This is a genomic window from Kitasatospora sp. UYEF31 (genome assembly GCF_057291755.1).
This window is the reverse complement of the sequence record NZ_JBXAWK010000020.1, coordinates 21,562-37,176: the sequence shown is the minus strand read 5'-3', so window position 1 is coordinate 37,176 and position 15,615 is coordinate 21,562. Positions and strand designations below refer to the sequence as shown.

The 15,615-nt window shown below is 69.8% G+C and carries 15 protein-coding genes; 6 read left to right on the top strand and 9 right to left on the bottom strand.

Annotated elements, in window-relative coordinates; all coding sequences use genetic code 11:
• Positions 1-117: 117 nt before the first annotated feature.
• The 3 genes from moeZ to AC0Z36_RS12710 all read right to left on the bottom strand — a co-directional run bounded on the left by moeZ (position 118) and on the right by AC0Z36_RS12710 (position 4,603).
• The gene (gene moeZ, locus AC0Z36_RS12720) at positions 118-1,296 is read right to left on the bottom strand and encodes an adenylyltransferase/sulfurtransferase MoeZ (RefSeq protein WP_485462925.1); all 1,179 of its coding nucleotides are present in this window, start codon (positions 1,294-1,296) and stop codon (positions 118-120) included.
• A gap of 182 nt (positions 1,297-1,478) precedes the next feature.
• Entirely contained in the window at positions 1,479-3,605 is a 2,127-nt protein-coding gene (locus AC0Z36_RS12715) for a DUF3152 domain-containing protein (protein WP_485462924.1), read from the bottom strand.
• Positions 3,602-4,603, bottom strand: coding sequence for an alpha/beta fold hydrolase (locus tag AC0Z36_RS12710; protein ID WP_485462923.1), 1,002 nt, complete (start codon positions 4,601-4,603; stop codon positions 3,602-3,604). Before AC0Z36_RS12710 ends, AC0Z36_RS12715 begins: the two co-directional genes overlap by 4 nt.
• A 511-nt stretch (positions 4,604-5,114) precedes the next feature.
• On the opposite strand from AC0Z36_RS12710, the gene AC0Z36_RS12705 reads away from it, so the two are divergent.
• Positions 5,115-5,753, top strand: a complete 639-nt coding sequence (locus AC0Z36_RS12705; protein WP_485462922.1) for a TetR/AcrR family transcriptional regulator — start codon at positions 5,115-5,117, stop codon at positions 5,751-5,753.
• Between the two features lie 235 nt (positions 5,754-5,988).
• Positions 5,989-6,216 carry a DUF3107 domain-containing protein gene (locus AC0Z36_RS12700; protein WP_485462921.1) on the top strand — a complete coding sequence of 76 codons (228 nt, stop codon included), beginning with the start codon at positions 5,989-5,991 and terminating at the stop codon, positions 6,214-6,216.
• Positions 6,217-6,308: 92 nt separating this feature from the next.
• Here AC0Z36_RS12700 and AC0Z36_RS12695 read toward each other — a convergent pair whose 3' ends face one another.
• On the bottom strand, positions 6,309-7,046 hold the full coding sequence (locus AC0Z36_RS12695) for a ferritin-like fold-containing protein (RefSeq protein ID WP_485462920.1): 738 nt from the start codon (positions 7,044-7,046) through the stop codon (positions 6,309-6,311).
• Positions 7,047-7,455: 409 nt separating this feature from the next.
• Here AC0Z36_RS12695 and AC0Z36_RS12690 point away from each other — a divergent pair, with 409 nt between their 5' ends.
• Positions 7,456-8,991 carry a DEAD/DEAH box helicase gene (locus tag AC0Z36_RS12690; RefSeq protein WP_485462919.1) on the top strand — a complete coding sequence of 512 codons (1,536 nt, stop codon included), beginning with the start codon at positions 7,456-7,458 and terminating at the stop codon, positions 8,989-8,991.
• A gap of 105 nt (positions 8,992-9,096) precedes the next feature.
• The gene (locus AC0Z36_RS12685; protein WP_485462918.1) at positions 9,097-9,957 is read left to right on the top strand and encodes an alpha/beta fold hydrolase; all 861 of its coding nucleotides are present in this window, start codon (positions 9,097-9,099) and stop codon (positions 9,955-9,957) included.
• Between the two features lie 81 nt (positions 9,958-10,038).
• On the opposite strand, the gene AC0Z36_RS12680 is transcribed toward AC0Z36_RS12685, so the two are convergent.
• Positions 10,039-10,926, bottom strand: a complete 888-nt coding sequence (locus AC0Z36_RS12680) for an NYN domain-containing protein (protein ID WP_485462971.1) — start codon at positions 10,924-10,926, stop codon at positions 10,039-10,041.
• A gap of 472 nt (positions 10,927-11,398) precedes the next feature.
• Here AC0Z36_RS12680 and AC0Z36_RS12675 point away from each other — a divergent pair, with 472 nt between their 5' ends.
• The gene (locus AC0Z36_RS12675) at positions 11,399-11,548 is read left to right on the top strand and encodes a hypothetical protein (RefSeq protein WP_485462917.1); all 150 of its coding nucleotides are present in this window, start codon (positions 11,399-11,401) and stop codon (positions 11,546-11,548) included.
• 114 nt (positions 11,549-11,662) lie between these two features.
• On the opposite strand, the gene AC0Z36_RS12670 is transcribed toward AC0Z36_RS12675, so the two are convergent.
• The 4 genes from AC0Z36_RS12670 to AC0Z36_RS12655 are packed head-to-tail and all read right to left on the bottom strand — an operon-like array spanning position 11,663 to position 14,986.
• On the bottom strand, positions 11,663-12,286 hold the full coding sequence (locus AC0Z36_RS12670) for an MBL fold metallo-hydrolase (protein WP_485462916.1): 624 nt from the start codon (positions 12,284-12,286) through the stop codon (positions 11,663-11,665).
• Positions 12,283-13,368 (bottom strand): S-(hydroxymethyl)mycothiol dehydrogenase, encoded by a 1,086-nt coding sequence (locus AC0Z36_RS12665; RefSeq protein ID WP_485462915.1) that lies wholly within the window; start codon positions 13,366-13,368, stop codon positions 12,283-12,285. The genes AC0Z36_RS12670 and AC0Z36_RS12665 overlap by 4 nt, the downstream gene beginning before the upstream one ends.
• Before the next feature lie 59 nt (positions 13,369-13,427).
• Positions 13,428-14,288 carry a PHP domain-containing protein gene (locus tag AC0Z36_RS12660; RefSeq protein ID WP_485462914.1) on the bottom strand — a complete coding sequence of 287 codons (861 nt, stop codon included), beginning with the start codon at positions 14,286-14,288 and terminating at the stop codon, positions 13,428-13,430.
• A gap of 59 nt (positions 14,289-14,347) precedes the next feature.
• A complete protein-coding gene (locus tag AC0Z36_RS12655; protein ID WP_485462913.1) occupies positions 14,348-14,986 on the bottom strand; it encodes a DUF6758 family protein in 639 nt (212 codons plus the stop codon).
• A gap of 178 nt (positions 14,987-15,164) precedes the next feature.
• Here AC0Z36_RS12655 and AC0Z36_RS12650 point away from each other — a divergent pair, with 178 nt between their 5' ends.
• Positions 15,165-15,566, top strand: a complete 402-nt coding sequence (locus AC0Z36_RS12650) for an NUDIX hydrolase (RefSeq protein ID WP_485462912.1) — start codon at positions 15,165-15,167, stop codon at positions 15,564-15,566.
• Positions 15,567-15,615: the final 49 nt, after the last annotated feature.

Here is a 15,615-nt window from a genome sequence, read left to right as displayed (position 1 = left end):
TCTGCCGTGGTCAGATCGTGGGCGCTTCACCAGAAACCAGACCAGAAACCGGAAAACCGGTGGGCGGTACGGATTTGACATCCGTACCGCCCACCGGTTTTCCGGTTTCTGAAAGACCTAGTAGACCGGCTTGTGCGGCTCGATCTGGTTGATCCACCCCAGGATGCCGCTGCCCAGGTGCACCGCGTCGGCGAACCCGGCCGACTTCAACACGGCCAGGACCTCGGCGGAGCGCACACCCGACTTGCAGTGCAGGACGATCTTCTTGTCCTGCGGCAGGTCCTCAAGCGCGCGGCCCATCAGGAACTCGTTCTTCGGCACGAGGACGGCTCCGGGGATGGAGACGATCTCGTACTCGCCGGGCTCGCGCACGTCGATGAGGTGGATGTCCTCGCCGGCGTCCATCCACTCCTTGAGCTGACGCGGGGTGATGGTCGAACCGGCGGCGGCCTCCTGGGCCTCCTCCGACACGACGCCGCAGAACGCCTCGTAGTCGATGAGCTCGGTGACCGTCGGGTTCTTGCCGCAGACCGCGCACTCCGGGTCCTTGCGGATCTTGACCTGGCGGTACGTCATCTCCAGCGCGTCGTAGATCATCAGGCGGCCGAGCAGCGGCTCGCCCATGCCCGTGAGCATCTTGATGGCCTCGTTGACCTGGATCGACCCGATCGACGCGCACAGCACGCCGAGCACGCCTCCCTCAGCGCAGGACGGGACCATGCCGGGGGGCGGCGGCTCGGGGTAGAGGCAGCGGTAGCACGGGCCGTGCTCGGCCCAGAAGACCGAAGCCTGGCCGTCGAAGCGGTAGATCGAGCCCCAGACGTACGGCTTGCCCAGGAGCACGGCTGCGTCGTTGACGAGGTAGCGCGTGGCGAAGTTGTCCGTGCCGTCGACGATCAGGTCGTACTGCGCGAACAGTTCCATGACGTTGTCGGCTTCGAGGCGCTCCTCGTGCAGGTTCACCTGCACGTACGGGTTGATCCCGACGACGGTGTCCCGCGCGGACTCGGCCTTGGAACGGCCGATGTCGGCCTGCGAGTGGATGATCTGGCGCTGCAGGTTGGACTCGTCGACGGTGTCGAACTCGACGATGCCGAGCGTGCCGACACCGGCCGCGGCGAGGTACATCAGCGCGGGCGACCCCAGACCGCCGGCGCCGACACACAGCACCTTGGCGTTCTTCAGTCGCTTCTGCCCGGCCATCCCGAAGTCGGGGATGATCAGGTGGCGGGAATACCGGCGGACCTCGTCGACGGTGAGCTCGGCAGCCGGCTCGACCAGCGGGGGTAGCGACACTGCGGACTCCGAAGGGTCAGGCGCGAAGCACCCGGCCGACGGGTGGTCCTGCACAGGTCCCCCGCCCGGACCGGACGCTCCCGGCTCTACTGGTTCTTTCTCCTGGCAACAGTGTCACGCCCCTTGGGATTCCCCGTCGGGGGTCCGCAGTTTGGGACTCGACGACCAGGGCTTTCAGCCGCTCACGCGTCCGGGTAGGCCCACGGGTTCGGAAGACACGCTCTGGCCCCCTGGCCGCCGCGTTCCCTGAGCGACTTCGTCTGCTGCATCATCACCGGGGCCTTGCCGTCCGCCCGGCAGACCTCGTCGTGCCCGTGGCCCATCCGGTGGCCGACCTCGTGGTTGAGCAGCATCTGCCGGTAGGCCAGCATGTCCGGGCCGAACGCGGGCGAACCCTGCGCCCAGCGGAAGCCGTTGATCATGACGAACTTGGTCCCGCCCGCGTTGCAGGACACGTTGTTCTCGCTGGTGTCGCCGACGAACGGGGTGCATATCTTGTGCAGCGTCCCCGGGGAGGACAGCCGTACGTAGAACTCGGCCTTCGACGGGTCGTCGACCCGTTCGAACAGATCACCCTCGTGGGCCCAGCTGCGCGGGTCGTTTATGGTCTGGTGCACGAACGTCGCGAACGACGTGCCGTCCAGTTGCAGGCCCTCTTCGATCTGCACCGCGTACTTGTAGACCTTGTTCAGCTTCACCCCGGCGGGGACCGCCGGCGCGGGCTGGTCGCCCGGCATGGTCACGAATTTGCCGTTCAGGGTCAGCTTGGGGTCCAGCGGGAACTGGAGGCTCATCCGGTCGGTGGTGGACCCGCCGTTGGCGGGCGTCGGGATGGGTATCGCCGTCGGGTCGGTCGGCGGCGCGGAAGCCGGGGGCACCGCCGGGTTCGCGACGACCGCCGGACGGTCGGACCCCCTGGACGCGGCCTGGTTCTCCCGGGCTGCGGCGTCGGCGCCTGCGGCCTGGTCGCTGCCCGCGGCCTGGGCCTTCCCTGCGTCGTCGTCACCGATCTGCATCACCACGGCGCCCGCGAGGACGGCTCCGGTGACTACGGCCGTTCCGGCGGCGACGAGCGTACGGCGGCCCCGCCTCGAATGCGTCGGCTCGTTGTAGAGCTCGGAGCCCAAGGATTCAGTACGGGCCGGCTCGTCGGACAGGGCCTGCTCGGCGAGGCGGGCCCGCCGCCCGGTCTGCGTCGGGATGTAGGCCGCCGGGAGCTCCTGGCTCTGCCCCGAACCCCGGTGTCCGCGGCTCTGCCGATCCGCGGGCTGTCCGGACGGTTCCACGACGGGGGCGACCGGCGCGGCGGAGATCCGGGTGACCGCGAAGCCGCCGGTGCCGCCCTGCGGGACGGGCTCCTTGTACGGGACCTGCTCGTACGGCACCTGCTCGTACGGCACCTGCTCGTACGGCACCGCTGCGGGCAGCGGGTCGGCCTGCGGCTGGTACTGCTGGCCGCCGACTCCGGGAGCGGCGTAAGTGCCGCTGTCGTACGCGGTGTTGCCGTATGCGGCACTGTCGTACGCGCCCGTGGAGTACTGCCCGGTGTCGTACTGACCCGTGTCGTACTGACCAGCGACGTACTGCCCGGTGTCGTACGACTGGCCGCTGTACAAGTCCGTGCCGTACTGGCCGGAGCTGTAGGACCCGGTGTCGTAGGCCACGGCGTTGTACGCGCCTGTCTCATACGACGTCCCGGTGTCGTACTGGACCGCGGCGTACGTCGTCCCCGGCTGCTCGCTGTAGCCGTAGCCGGGCACCGCGTACTGCCCGCTGCCGGACGCGTAGTCGCCGAACTGCTGCTGCGGGACCTGCTGCGCCTGCTGGTCCGCCGTGTACTGGCCGGTGGAGTACTGGCCGGTGGAGTACTGGTCCGTGTCGTACTGACCCGTGTCGTACTGACCTGACTGACCTGAGCCGTACTGCTCCGCCGCGTACTGGCCCGTCGTGTACTGTCCCTGCTGCCCGGAGTCGTACGCCGGGGTCCCGTAGGAATCCTGGGCGTACTGGCCCGTGCTGTAGGACCCGGTGTCGTACGCCGCGGCGGTGTACGCCCCGGTGCTGTAGCCCGTGTCGTAAGCCGCGTCCTGGACCGGAACGGCGGTGTAGGCCTCGTAGGCCCCGGTCTGCCATGACCCGTCGCCCGGTGCGGAGTACCCGGCCCCGGATATGTACGCGCCGTCCCCGCCCTGCGGCATCTGCTGTCCCCAGTCGTCCGGTGCGTAGGCGTCGCCGCCGGGCACAGCGGACCAGTGTCCGGCCGGCCCGCCGTCTTCCTGGCCTTCCGCATTCCCCGAGTGTCGGTTCACTGCGCGGTCACCCCCGCTGTCGTGTTCCGTCGGTCGTCGTGACCGTTTGCGGAACTCTGTTCGGCGATCAGGTCACAGAAGGCCCGCGCGACGATCCGCGGGTGTTCGAGCATTGCCACGTGCCCGGAGTCCGGGACCACGAGCAGCCGGGCGTCCGGGAAGGTGCCCATCGCGCGGGCGGCCTTGTCCGGGTCGACGAGTTTGTCGCGGCGGCCGTAGACCAGCAGCGCAGGCGCGGTCACCTGGGCGGCCTGCCGCCACAGGGCCTGCGGTCCCCGCTCCAGGTAGGCCGCGACGAGGCCGCGGGTGGAGCGGACCATCGCGTCCAGGGCGTACGGCAGGCCCTGCCGGCGGCGGAACTCGGCGACCGCCGCGGCGAAGGTCTCCTCGGCCACCGTGGCCGGTTCGCCGTAACAGAGTTCGAGGAACATCCTGGTCCGCCGCTCGGGCGGCAGGTTGCGGGTGAGCCGGGCGAACAGCCGGCCTACGCCGGGGGCGGCGAGCAGCCCGGTGGGCACCGCGGTGCGCTGCGGCATCAGGTCGGGGAGCGCCGGGGAGACCAGGGTGACCGTGCGGACCAGGTCGGGGCGGCGGGCCGCGACGCGGGTCACCACGGCACCGCCCAGCGAGTTGCCGACGAGGTGGACGGGCGCGCGCCTGCCGAGGGACAGGATCAGGCCTTCGACCGCGCGGCAGTGCGCCGACAGGGAGTAGTCACCGTCGTGCGGCGGGGTGGAATACCCGAAACCGGGCAGATCGACCAGCTCGGCGCTGACCGTGTCCCGAAGTTCGGTGGCGAGCGCGGTCCAGTTGAACGCGGAGCCACCCAGTCCGTGGACGAACACGGCCGTGGGGAGCGTGTCGTCACCCGACGCGTCCCGCCGCACGGACACTGCCGTGCCGGTCGTCACGTGCACGGTTCGTGCAGGCCAGAGCGTCTGCACCGGATCCGGGCAGGGTTCGTCCGCGGTCGGCGGAATGATCTGCGGCGTCGTCACGGTGGGCAATATTACGAGATGATCACCGCAACGGAAGAGTGGAGTGGCGGATTGAGCTGCGGATGGAGCCTGATTGCTCCCGCAGTGACCGCTTTGCGCCCCCCTGTGATCACCCTGTTGCATCACGATTAGGTATCGGGCGCAACGCACCACGCAGACCGTGACGTCGCCTGCGACTCCGGTGTCACGACAGTGAGAACGACGCCGCACGGAAGGGGTTACGGCCAGGACCGAGTTTTCCCGGGGAACGCGCGACTTTGGGAACGCGGGTGGTTTCATGAGCCGCGACCGACGCAGAGGACGGCTACCGCTGAAACCCAAGCCCGCGGGCCCTTTGCGGGAACCCCACAAAATCTCAGCTGTTGTTCGTTGCGCCACAAAGCTGCGCCCGCCTGTTACTCAAAAGTAGGATGACGTGGCACGAACCACACATCCTCCGGGAAAACGCCCCTGGGGAAGCCGGGCCCACGGGCCCGCAGAGCAAAAAAGTCGAGCAATGCTGAGGAGCGCCGTGACAGCCATCCAGGATGCGGAACCACGCCCCCGAGGCACGCGGCTTCCCCGTACCGCCCGTCGGGCGCAGCTGCTCGTCGCGGCACAGGAGGTCTTCGTCGCCCAGGGTTACCACTCCGCCGCGATGGATGACATCGCCGACCGCGCCGGGGTCAGCAAGCCCGTGCTCTACCAGCACTTCCCCGGCAAACTCGACCTGTACCTGGCCCTGCTCGACCAGCACTGCGAGTCGCTGCTCAACGCCGTGCACACGGCGCTGGAGTCCACGCACGACAACAAACTCCGGGTGGCCGCCACAGTCGAGGCGTACTTCGCCTTCGTCGACGACCCGAGTGGCGCGTTCCGCCTGGTCTTCGAATCCGACCTGACCAACGAGTCCGCGGTCCGCGAGCGCATCGAGAACGTCGCCGGGACCTGCGCCGAAGCGGTCAGCAAGGTCATCGCCGAGGACACCGGGCTCGGCCCGGACGAATCGATGCTCCTGGCCATCGGCCTGACCGGCATGGCCCAGGTCACCGCCCGCTACTGGATGGGCCAGGGCCGCTCGGTGCCGCGCGGCACCGCCTCCCAGCTGATCTCCTCGCTCAGCTGGCGCGGCATCTCCCGCTTCCCCCGGCGCGAGGACCAGCACGACTGACTCCGCGGAGTCGCCCGGGTTCGCGCTCGGCGTACCCACGGCGGCACGGGAATGGACACCGCCTCGACTAGCCTTCCAGGGGAGTACGGGCGCGCGCCGGTCAGCTTTTCGGCGCAGCCGCTCTTCGTTCGATACAGCCGCCGGGCGACGCGCGGCGCCGGACGGCGGCTGAGCGAAGCGAAGCCGACATCCGGACCTGCGTCGCGCCTGGAGCCTTCAGGGAAAGAGGACAGCCGTGGAGATCAAGATCGGTGTGCTGCACACCGCACGCGAACTGGTGCTGGAGAGCACCGGGACCGCGGAGGACGTCGAGCGCGCGGTCGCCGAGTCGCTCGCGGGCAAGTCGACGATCCTGTCGCTGACGGACGAGAAGGGCCGCAAGGTCATCGTCCCCAGCGACCGTATCGCGTACGTCGAACTGGGTGAGCCGACCTCCCGCAAGGTGGGCTTCGGCACCATGTGACACCGCTGCGCCTGAAGAAGACCTGAACCCTGGAAAAGAAATATGGGGCCGTACGGAGAAATCCGTACGGCCCCATATTTCTTTTCCAGGGTTCAGGAAGCCAACCCCAAAGAGGCCATCCGCCCCGCGTGCGCGTCGGTGATCCTGGCGAACATCCGGCCGATCTCCGCCAGGTCGAAACCGACCATGCCGCCGCTGCCGAGCCCGCCGATCAGGAGCGCGGACAGCGCGTCCCGCTCCGCGGCGACCCGCTGGGCCTGGCTGAGCGCCTCGCCCATGAGCCGCCTGCCCCACAGCGCGAGCCGTCCGGCCACCTTCGGGTCACGCTCGATCGCACCGCGGACCGCGTCCACGACGAAGTCGGCGTGCCCGGTGTCGGCCAGCACGTCCTCCACCAGGATCCGGCTGGTCACCGGCAGGTGCGCGGAGATCTCCCGGTAGAAGTCCGCCGCGATCCCGTCCCCCACGTATGCCTTGACCAGGCCCTCCAGCCAGTCCTTGGGCCTGGTGTGGGCGTGGAAGGAGTCCAGCGGGGCGACGAACGGCGCCATGGCCGCGTCAGGGTCCACGCCGAGCCCCGCGATGTGGTCGCGCAGCCGCTCGTAGTGGTGGAACTCGGCGACCGCCATCGCGGCCAGCGCGGCCTTGTCGGCCACCGAGGGCGCCATCTTCGCGTCCTCCGCCAGCCGTTCGAACGCGGTGATCTCGCCGTACGCGAGCACTCCGAGGAGCTCGGTCACCGCCTCCTGGCCCATCCCGCTGCCGGCTGTGTCGTCGCTGGTCAGCGGTTGTGCTGCCGCCTGCTTGTCGTCCTGCGTCCCGTCACTCATGCTCCGCAGCGTAGTCAGCGACACAGTGTCATCCGCCGGGTGGCGGGTAGACTGGTCTGGTACGCGGATGCCCGGTCGGAGGACGATCGGCTCCGACCAACCCGCCCGGGAGACCTCCCGAGGGCTGAGTCCCGTGTGAACTGCGCTCGAGATGACGCAGTGAGTCGCGCCTAGAACAGCGCATAGAACTCTGCTCCGTATCGCGCAGCCTGTCCCCAGGCCGACGACGGCCTGGAGTGCTGACAACACGGTCCTGACCCCCTAGGACGCCAGGTCCCCATACACAGAACAGGCTGAACCCCTGACAACTTTCCGTGAACTCGGTGTACTCCCCGAGACCGCAGAAGCACTTGAATCACTCGGCATCATCGAAGCGTTCCCGATCCAGGAATCGACCCTGCCGGTCGCCATGTCCGGCAACGACGTCATCGGACAGGCCAAGACCGGCACCGGCAAGACACTCGGCTTCGGTATCCCGATCATCGAGCGCGTGATCACCGCCGCCGACGTCGACGCCGGCCGGGCGACCGAGCTGCCCGGCAAGTCCCCGCAGGCGCTGGTGGTCGTCCCGACCCGCGAGCTGTGCGTGCAGGTCACCAACGACCTGCTGGCCGCGGGCAAGACCCGTAACGTCCGGGTGCTCGCCGTCTACGGCGGCCGGGCCTACGAGCCGCAGGTCGAGGCGCTGAAGAAGGGCGTCGACGTGGTCGTCGGCACCCCGGGCCGTCTGATCGACCTGGCCGGGCAGAAGCTGCTCGACCTGTCGCAGGTCAAGATCCTCGTGCTCGACGAGGCCGATGAGATGCTCGACCTGGGCTTCCTGCCCGACGTCGAGAAGATCGTCGACCGCATCCCGGCGCGCCGCCAGACGATGCTGTTCTCGGCCACGATGCCGGGCCAGATCATCACCCTGGCCCGCCGCTACATGACCAAGCCGACGCACATCCGCGCGTCCGCCCCGGAGGACCAGGGCCACACCGTGGCTTCGGTCAGCCAGCACGTCTACCGCGCCCACGCGATGGACAAGCCGGAGCTGCTGACCCGCATCCTGCAGGCCGAAGGCCGTGGCCTGGCCATGGTGTTCTGCCGCACGAAGCGGACGGCCGCCGAACTCGCGGAGAAGCTGGCCGAGCGCGGCTTCGCCTCCGCCGCGGTGCACGGCGACCTCGGCCAGGGCGCGCGTGAGCAGGCCCTGCGCGCGTTCCGCAACGGCAAGGTCGACGTCCTCGTGGCGACCGACGTCGCCGCCCGCGGCATCGACGTCGACAACGTGACGCACGTGGTCAACTACCAGTGCCCGGACGACGAGAAGACCTACCTGCACCGCATCGGCCGCACCGGCCGCGCGGGCGCTTCGGGTACGGCCGTCACCCTCGTCGACTGGGAGGACATGCCGCGCTGGGGCCTCATCAACAAGGCCCTGGAGCTCTCCTTCCCGGAGCCGGTGGAGACGTACTCAACTTCCCCGCACCTGTTCGCGGAGCTGAACATCCCCGCGGGGACCGGCAAGACCCTGCCGCGTGCGCAGCGCACCCGGGAGGGCCTGAGCGCCGAAGGCATCGAGGACCTGGGCGAGACCGGTGCCAAGACCAGCAAGGGCGGCCGCGGCAAGCCGGCCGGCCGTGGGGCCAAGGCCGCAGGGCCTGGCCGCAAGACGGAGGACACGACGGAGAAGGCCGCCGAGCCGAGCCGTCGCCGTGAGCCGGGGACGCGTACGCGCCGCCGGGTGAGCGGCGTCGACACGGACGGCACCAACGCCACCACCGTCATCGCCGCCGCGATCGCCCCCGTCGTGGCTGTACCGGCCCCGAAGATCGCGCCGGTCAGCATTCCGGAGCAGGCCGCGGCCCCGGCCGTCGCCGGTGACGAGACCGGTGACGCCCCGCGGCGCCGCCGTCGCCGCCGCCGTCCGGCGGCTGCCGGTGAGACCGCCGCAGCCGAGTAGACAGTTCCACGGAGCGGGGCCCGCAGCGATGCCGCGGGCCCCGCTTCCGCGTTACCGGTGTTCTCCGGTTGAAGTACGGCAGTAACCCGTGGGTAACCTCATCCTGTGAGCACTCCCCGCAGCCTGGAACTGCCCGCTTCGGTGCGTTCCGCCCGCCTGTCCACCGCTCGTGGCGACTTCGCTGTGCTTGACGCAGGCCCTGCACACAGAGGCACTGTCCTCCTCGTGCCGGGCTTCACCGGCAGCAAAGAAGACTTCCTCGCGGTCCTGGATCCGATCGCCGCGCACGGCTACCGCGCGGTGGCCCTCGACCAGCGAGGTCAGTTCGAGACCGGCGGTACGGACGACCCCGACGCGTACAGCCGCGACTCGCTCGTGGCGGACCTGGGCGCGGTCGTCGACAGCCTCAGCGGGCCCGTCCACCTGGTCGGGCACTCCTTCGGCGGCCTCGTCTGCCGGTCCTTCGCATTGGCCGCGCCGCAGCGGCTGCGCTCCCTGGTCCTGATGTCCTCGGGCCCGGCGGCGATCCACGACGCGGAGATCCCCCGGCTTGAGCTGCTCGAATCGGTGGTCCTGCTGCTGAGCCGGGCGGAGATGTGGGAGGCCATGCGCGCGGCCGAGGGCGCCACGACCGACCTCGGCAGTGCCGTCGAGGAGTTCCTGACCGCCCGCTGGCTGGGCAACGTGCCCGTCGCGCTCAAGTCGCTCGCCGAGCAGTTGCGCACCGAGCCGGACCGGGTCGACGAGCTGGCGCGGGTCGTCCGGGCCGGTCTGCCGACGCTCGTGCTGTCCGGCGAGCGCGACTACGCGTGGCCGGTTCCTTGGCTGGCAAAGATGGCGCGGCGCCTCGGCGTGGAGCACGTGATCGTGCCGGACGCCGTGCACTCCCCCGCAGTGGACGACCCCGAGCTCACCGCGAAGGCGCTGACCGGCTTCTGGGACTCGGCGGCCGCATCGACGTCATGATCCGGTGACGGATGATCGCGGACGGCCGCGATCATCCGTCACCGGATCACAACTGTTGGGGAAGCCGGGGAGAGGTCCCTGTCACTCCGGCGGAGCGGCCACCCCGAACTCGTGGTTCAGCCGCTCCCAGAATCCGTTGCGGAGCGAACGCCGCAGCTCTTCGTACGGCCGTAGTGATGTCTGCAGGACGCCTTCGGCGTCCACCAGCAGGCCCCGGTCGATGGCGGGCGGCAGCAGCGGCCCGGGGAGCAGGTCGGCCATGTTCTCCCGGCCCCGGACCACCAGCCAGCGTTCGGCGATCTCGCCGCCGATCCGCCACGCGCGGTCGGGGGTGACCGCGGCGCCGCCGGCCACCACTACAGGTGCGGCCGGCGTGGTGCTCCCCTGTACGAGGGAAACGCACGGCTCGGCGAAGTCGCGGTGCAGGGTGCGGGTGACGTCCGCCTCCCACACCAGCGGGTCGGCCTGGTTGGTGCCGTACGCCGGTTCGACACCCCACAGGTGGACCCGGACACCGTACGACTGGGCGGCCTCGACGGCGGAGACGAGGTCCTCGTCGCCGCTGATCACGACCGCGTCCTCGATGGCCCGGTTGCGGGCCAGGGACTCCAGGTCACTGCGGATAAGCGAGTCGACGCCCTTCTGCTGGTTGTGCGCGTTGAGGTTGCCGAGCCTGACCTTCACGTCGGGCAGTTCGGCGATCTGCCGCTGCTCGACGGTGTGCACCCGGTTGCGGGCGCCGTCGTACCAGTAGACGCGCAGCAGGCGGCCTTCGGGGAAGACCGCGCGGGCCTCGTCGATGAACGAGCTGATCAGGTATTCGGCGTCGATGCGGAAGGCCCGTCGCTCGGCGGTCCCGGCGATCAACGCGCCCATCGCCGCGTAGACGTAGCCGACGTCGACGAACACCGCGTGGGTGGCCGCGTAGGGCGGGGCGGAGACGATCCGCACGGGGACGGCCGCCTGCACGTAGGGGGTGTCGTCCCCGTCGGACGGGAACGCGTCACGCGGGTCCTCCACACCGTCGCCCAGAACACTGTGGGACAGCGCGGGGGCGTTGATGTCCGGGCCCCCGATCGGAAAGCCGCCGTCGCCGGATGGGTGCACGCTCTATCGTCCTTTACGCCTGATGTCGCCGCTGCGGGTCCAGTTCCCGCCGTACGGTCCTCCCCATTCTCCTATGACCGGCCGGACCGCGTCCCGGGGATACGCCGGGTGACCCGGGGCAGACGTCCGTCCCGTCCGGGATCAGCCGCGCGACGTGCGGGAATGTTTCCTCCCGGACGGTTGTTCACTTACTTGACTGCACCTCGCGACCTTCTGTCGCAGTCCCGGACGCGTCCGGGGTTCCAAAGGCGCAAGACACGCGTCGGCCGGGTGTCACAACCCGGCGCGACGCACTTCCGATGTCTCATCGGAACCGAGGAGAAGGAGACGCCGTATGCGTTATCACATCACTAATCTTTCGCACGCCGACGCGAAGATCTGCCACGACGCAGACCTCCAGACGGTGAAGAAGGCCCTCAAGCGGGCCGCCGACACCGGCGAGCGACTGCACATCCGGCCGGTCCGGGCCGTGGCCGTCCGTTAAGCCCCGGCGGGTGTCCGGTCAGGACACCGCAGGGAACACAGCTGAAGGGCCGGTACGCATCGCGTACCGGCCCTTCGCCGTTCGGGTGGAACCTTGGAAACAATTTCGTACGGGTCAGTGCCCGCGGACGACCCACTCGTCGTAGTCCTCGGCTTCGAGGCCGATGACCGTCTCGTCACCGTGTCCGGCCAGGACCCGGGTTCCGGCGGGCAGCGTCAGCAGCCGCTCGCGGATCGAGTCGAGGATCACCGGGAACGACGAGAAGGACCGCCCGGTGGCCCCGGGGCCACCCTTGAACAGAGTGTCGCCGGAGAACAGTGCGCCCAGTTCAGAGCCGTACAACGACACCGCCCCTGGCGCGTGCCCGGGGGTGTGGAGCACCCGCAGTTCCGTGCCGGCCACGGAGATCGTCTGGCCGTGGGCCAGTTCCGCGTCCGGGGCGCGGTCGGCGTAGACCGTGTCCCACAGCATCCGGTCCGCCGGGTGCAGGTGCACCGGGGCACCGGTCAGCCGCGCCAGTCCGGCCGCGGCGTTGATGTGGTCGTTGTGGCCGTGCGTGCAGAGGATGGCCTTGACCGTCCGGTCGCCGACCGCGGCGGCGATCTTCGCGGCGTCGTGCGCGGCGTCGATGACGACGACCTCACTCCCGTCGCCCACGATCCACACGTTGTTGTCGACGTCGAAGTCCTGGCCGTCGAGGGAGAAGATCCCTGACGTGACGACATGTTCGATGCTCACAGGACTACCACCGAGCGCAGGACCTCGCCGTGGTGCATCTTCTCGAACGCGGCTTCGACGTCGTCGAGCGTGATCCGCTCGGAGACGAACGCGTCCAGGTCGAGGCGGCCCTGGCGGTAGAGGTCGATCAGCATCGGGAAGTCCCGGGACGGCAGGCAGTCGCCGTACCAGGAGGACTTCAGCGAGCCGCCGCGGCCGAACACGTCGATCAACGGCAGTTCGAGGACCATCTCCGGGTTCGGCACGCCGACCAGGACGACGGTCCCGGCCAGGTCGCGGGCATAGAAGGCCTGCTTGTACGTCTCCGGGCGGCCGACCGCGTCGATGACGACGTCTGCGCCGTTGCCGTCGGTCAGCGCACGGATCGCCTCGACGGCGTCCTCGCTCGATGAGTTGACCGTGTGGGTGGCGCCGATCCTGACGGCCGTCGCGAGCTTCCGGTCGTCGATGTCGACCGCGATGATCTTCGCCGCCCCGGCAAGCCGGGCGCCCGCGATCGCCGCGTCGCCCACCCCGCCGCAGCCGATGACCGCGACGCTGTCGCCCCGGCCGACGTTGCCGGTGTTGACCGCCGCGCCCAGGCCCGCCATGACACCGCAGCCGAGGAGTCCGGCCGCGGCGGGGTCGGCTTCGGGGTCGACCTTGGTGCACTGGCCCGCGTGCACCAGGGTCATCTCCGCGAAGGCTCCGATGCCGAGCGCGGGGCTCAGCTCCGTACCGTCTTCGAGGGTCATCTTCTGCGTCGCGTTGTGCGTGTTGAAGCAGTACTGCGGGCGGCCCCGCCGACAGGCGCGGCAATCGCCGCACACCGCACGCCAGTTGAGGATCACGAAGTCGCCGACGGCGACGTCGGTGACGTCCGGACCGACCGACTCGACGACCCCCGCGGCCTCGTGGCCGAGCAGGAACGGGAACTCGTCGTTGATCCCGCCCTCGCGGTAGTGCAGGTCGGTGTGGCACACCCCGCACGTCTGGATCTTCACCCGCGCCTCGCCGGGCCCCGGGTCAGGGACGATGACCGTCTCGATGGTCACCGGCGCGCCCTTGGCCCTGGCCACCACACCGCGTACAGAAACACTCATTGCCGTTTCCCCTCCGTACTTTCTGACGTCGTCCGCACCTTAACCGCGCGGCCGTCGCCTTATGAACGCAGTGGCAGCGTTCCGGTGGCGAGTTCCGTAATTGCTTCATACGAAGCCGGGTCCGTGATGTTCTGACCGAGACTGACCATCTTGCGGCTGCCGTGATAATCACTTGAACCGGTTGTGATCATGTTGTGCGCATCCGCCAGCTCCCGCAGGTGCCTGCGCATGGCGTCGTCGTGGTCCATGTGGTCCACTTCCAGCCCGGCCAGCCCCGCCGCCGCCAGCTTCCCGATCGTCTCGTCGGTGACCGTACGGCCACGCTTGACCGCCCCCGGGTGCGCGAAGACCGGAACCCCGCCGGCCGCGCGGATCATCCGTACCGCGTCCTCGGCCCGGATCGCGTACTTGGGCGCGAAGGCCCGGCCGCCGTCCTTGAGCCATTCGGGGGTGAACGCCGCCGACACGTCGGGGATCGCCCCGATCTCCACCATCGCGGTGGCCACATGCGGCCGGCCGACCACGCCGCCGGCGATCTCCGCCACCCGCTCCCAGGTGATCGGCACGCCCAGCGCCCGGACCTTCTCCACCATGACCTGCGCCCGGCGCACCCGGTCGGTGCGCATGAGCTCACATTCCCGGGCGAACACCGGCTCGTCGGGGTCGAACAGGTAGGCCAGCATGTGGATGCCGACGCCTTCGCCGCCGTCGGTCGGGTCGGCCACACAGGAGATCTCCGCACCGCGCACCAGGGTCAGCCCGAGCGGCAGCGCTCCGGCCGCCTCCGCCCAGCCCCCGACGGTGTCGTGGTCGGTCAGCGCGACCACGTCGAGACCGGCGGCCCGGGCATTGTGCACCAGTTCCGTGGGGGTGTCCGTCCCGTCGGACGCGGTGCTGTGGGTGTGCAGGTCGATGCGCATGCCGGGGAACCTCGCTCACAAGAAGGGGTGGGGCCCTTCCATCATCCAGGTCTGCCGCTTCAGCTCATCAGGTGCGTGGACAGCGCTCCGCACGGCAGCAGCTGGAGCTCGGCCCCGGCATCCCGCAGATCGGTGAGGACCAGGTCGTCGTAAACCATGTGCCCGGCCTTGGCCGGCCACATGACCACCCACAGCCACAGGCCCATGGCCTCGCCCGCGTAGACCGCCCGGTCGTCGGGCGCGTCCGCGACGTGCCACAGCGCGGTGGGCCGCCCGGCGGCGTGCACTTTGGCCGGGGCGGCGCGGGTGTTCAGCAGTTCGTCGCCCGGATCGGGACCCGACAGACCCGCGTAGTGCGCACCGAGGCCGACACCGATCTCTTCGGCCACCAGGAGCATTTCACCGGGACCGCCCAACGGTCCTGGGCCGGAGCAGGCGACGACTGTCCCACGCGCGCCTGACCGGTCGTCACCAGCGTGTGCCACGCCGTTGTACATCCACCCGACCGGCAGCGGCCAGGGCATCCAGACAGGGACCCGGGACCGGCGCACCACGACATCCAGAGCGTCGACGCTGGGTGGCACCACAGGCTGCGACGGCGCGACGGCTCCATGGACACCGCACTGCCAGGTGTCGGAGAACATGCCGGGGGCGCGGACCCGACCTCCGCAGCGGGGGCAACTCGGCTCGCCCTTCATGCCCAAGACGGTCCCCTGTCCCGGGCCACCCGTCAAGGAGGATCACCCGATCAGCACCTGCACAGCTTCCCGGGGGGCACGTGCGCCCCCTCGCACGCTTCTCGTACCCCCATCCGTGCACCGACACGCAGGCACCGGTCGGGGCACGGAGCACAGGGACCGCTCTACGCTCGAAAGCATGCGTGCGATTCCCTGTGTCGGCGCGATCATCCTGGACGACCGGGGCCGGTTGCTCCTGGTGCGCCGCGGCACCGAACCCGGCCTCGGCCGCTGGTCGCTGCCCGGCGGCAAAGTGGAGCCCGGGGAGGACGACGCCCGGGCGCTCGCCCGGGAGATGGTCGAGGAGACCGGCCTGCTCGTGACGGTGGGTCCGCTGATCGGCTCGGTGCACCGCCCCGCCCCCGGCGGCCGGGTGTTCGAGATCCGTGACTACGCCTGCACCGTGCACGGCGGAGAGCTGCGGCCCGGCGACGACGCGGCCGACGCCCGCTGGGTGCCGTGCCACGAGTTGGCGGGCCTGCCGATGGCAGAGGGCCTGCTGGAGACGCTGCGCAAGTGGAACGTCCCCGGAGTCGAATGACGTACGGACGACTCACGGATGACGTACGGGGCGTCCCGTACGGCGGAAC

Excerpts from the sequence above, each read along its gene's own strand:
- AC0Z36_RS12655 (WP_485462913.1), bottom strand. The coding sequence starts at position 14,986 with ATGAAGGGCGAGCCGAGTTGCCCCCGCTGCGGAGGTCGGGTCCGCGCC.
- AC0Z36_RS12660 (WP_485462914.1), bottom strand. The coding sequence starts at position 14,288 with ATGCGCATCGACCTGCACACCCACAGCACCGCGTCCGACGGGACGGAC.
- AC0Z36_RS12650 (WP_485462912.1), top strand. The coding sequence starts at position 15,165 with ATGCGTGCGATTCCCTGTGTCGGCGCGATCATCCTGGACGACCGGGGC.
- AC0Z36_RS12690 (WP_485462919.1), top strand. The coding sequence starts at position 7,456 with ATGTCCGGCAACGACGTCATCGGACAGGCCAAGACCGGCACCGGCAAG.
- AC0Z36_RS12675 (WP_485462917.1), top strand. The coding sequence starts at position 11,399 with ATGCGTTATCACATCACTAATCTTTCGCACGCCGACGCGAAGATCTGC.
- AC0Z36_RS12695 (WP_485462920.1), bottom strand. The coding sequence starts at position 7,046 with ATGAGTGACGGGACGCAGGACGACAAGCAGGCGGCAGCACAACCGCTG.
- AC0Z36_RS12665 (WP_485462915.1), bottom strand. The coding sequence starts at position 13,368 with ATGAGTGTTTCTGTACGCGGTGTGGTGGCCAGGGCCAAGGGCGCGCCG.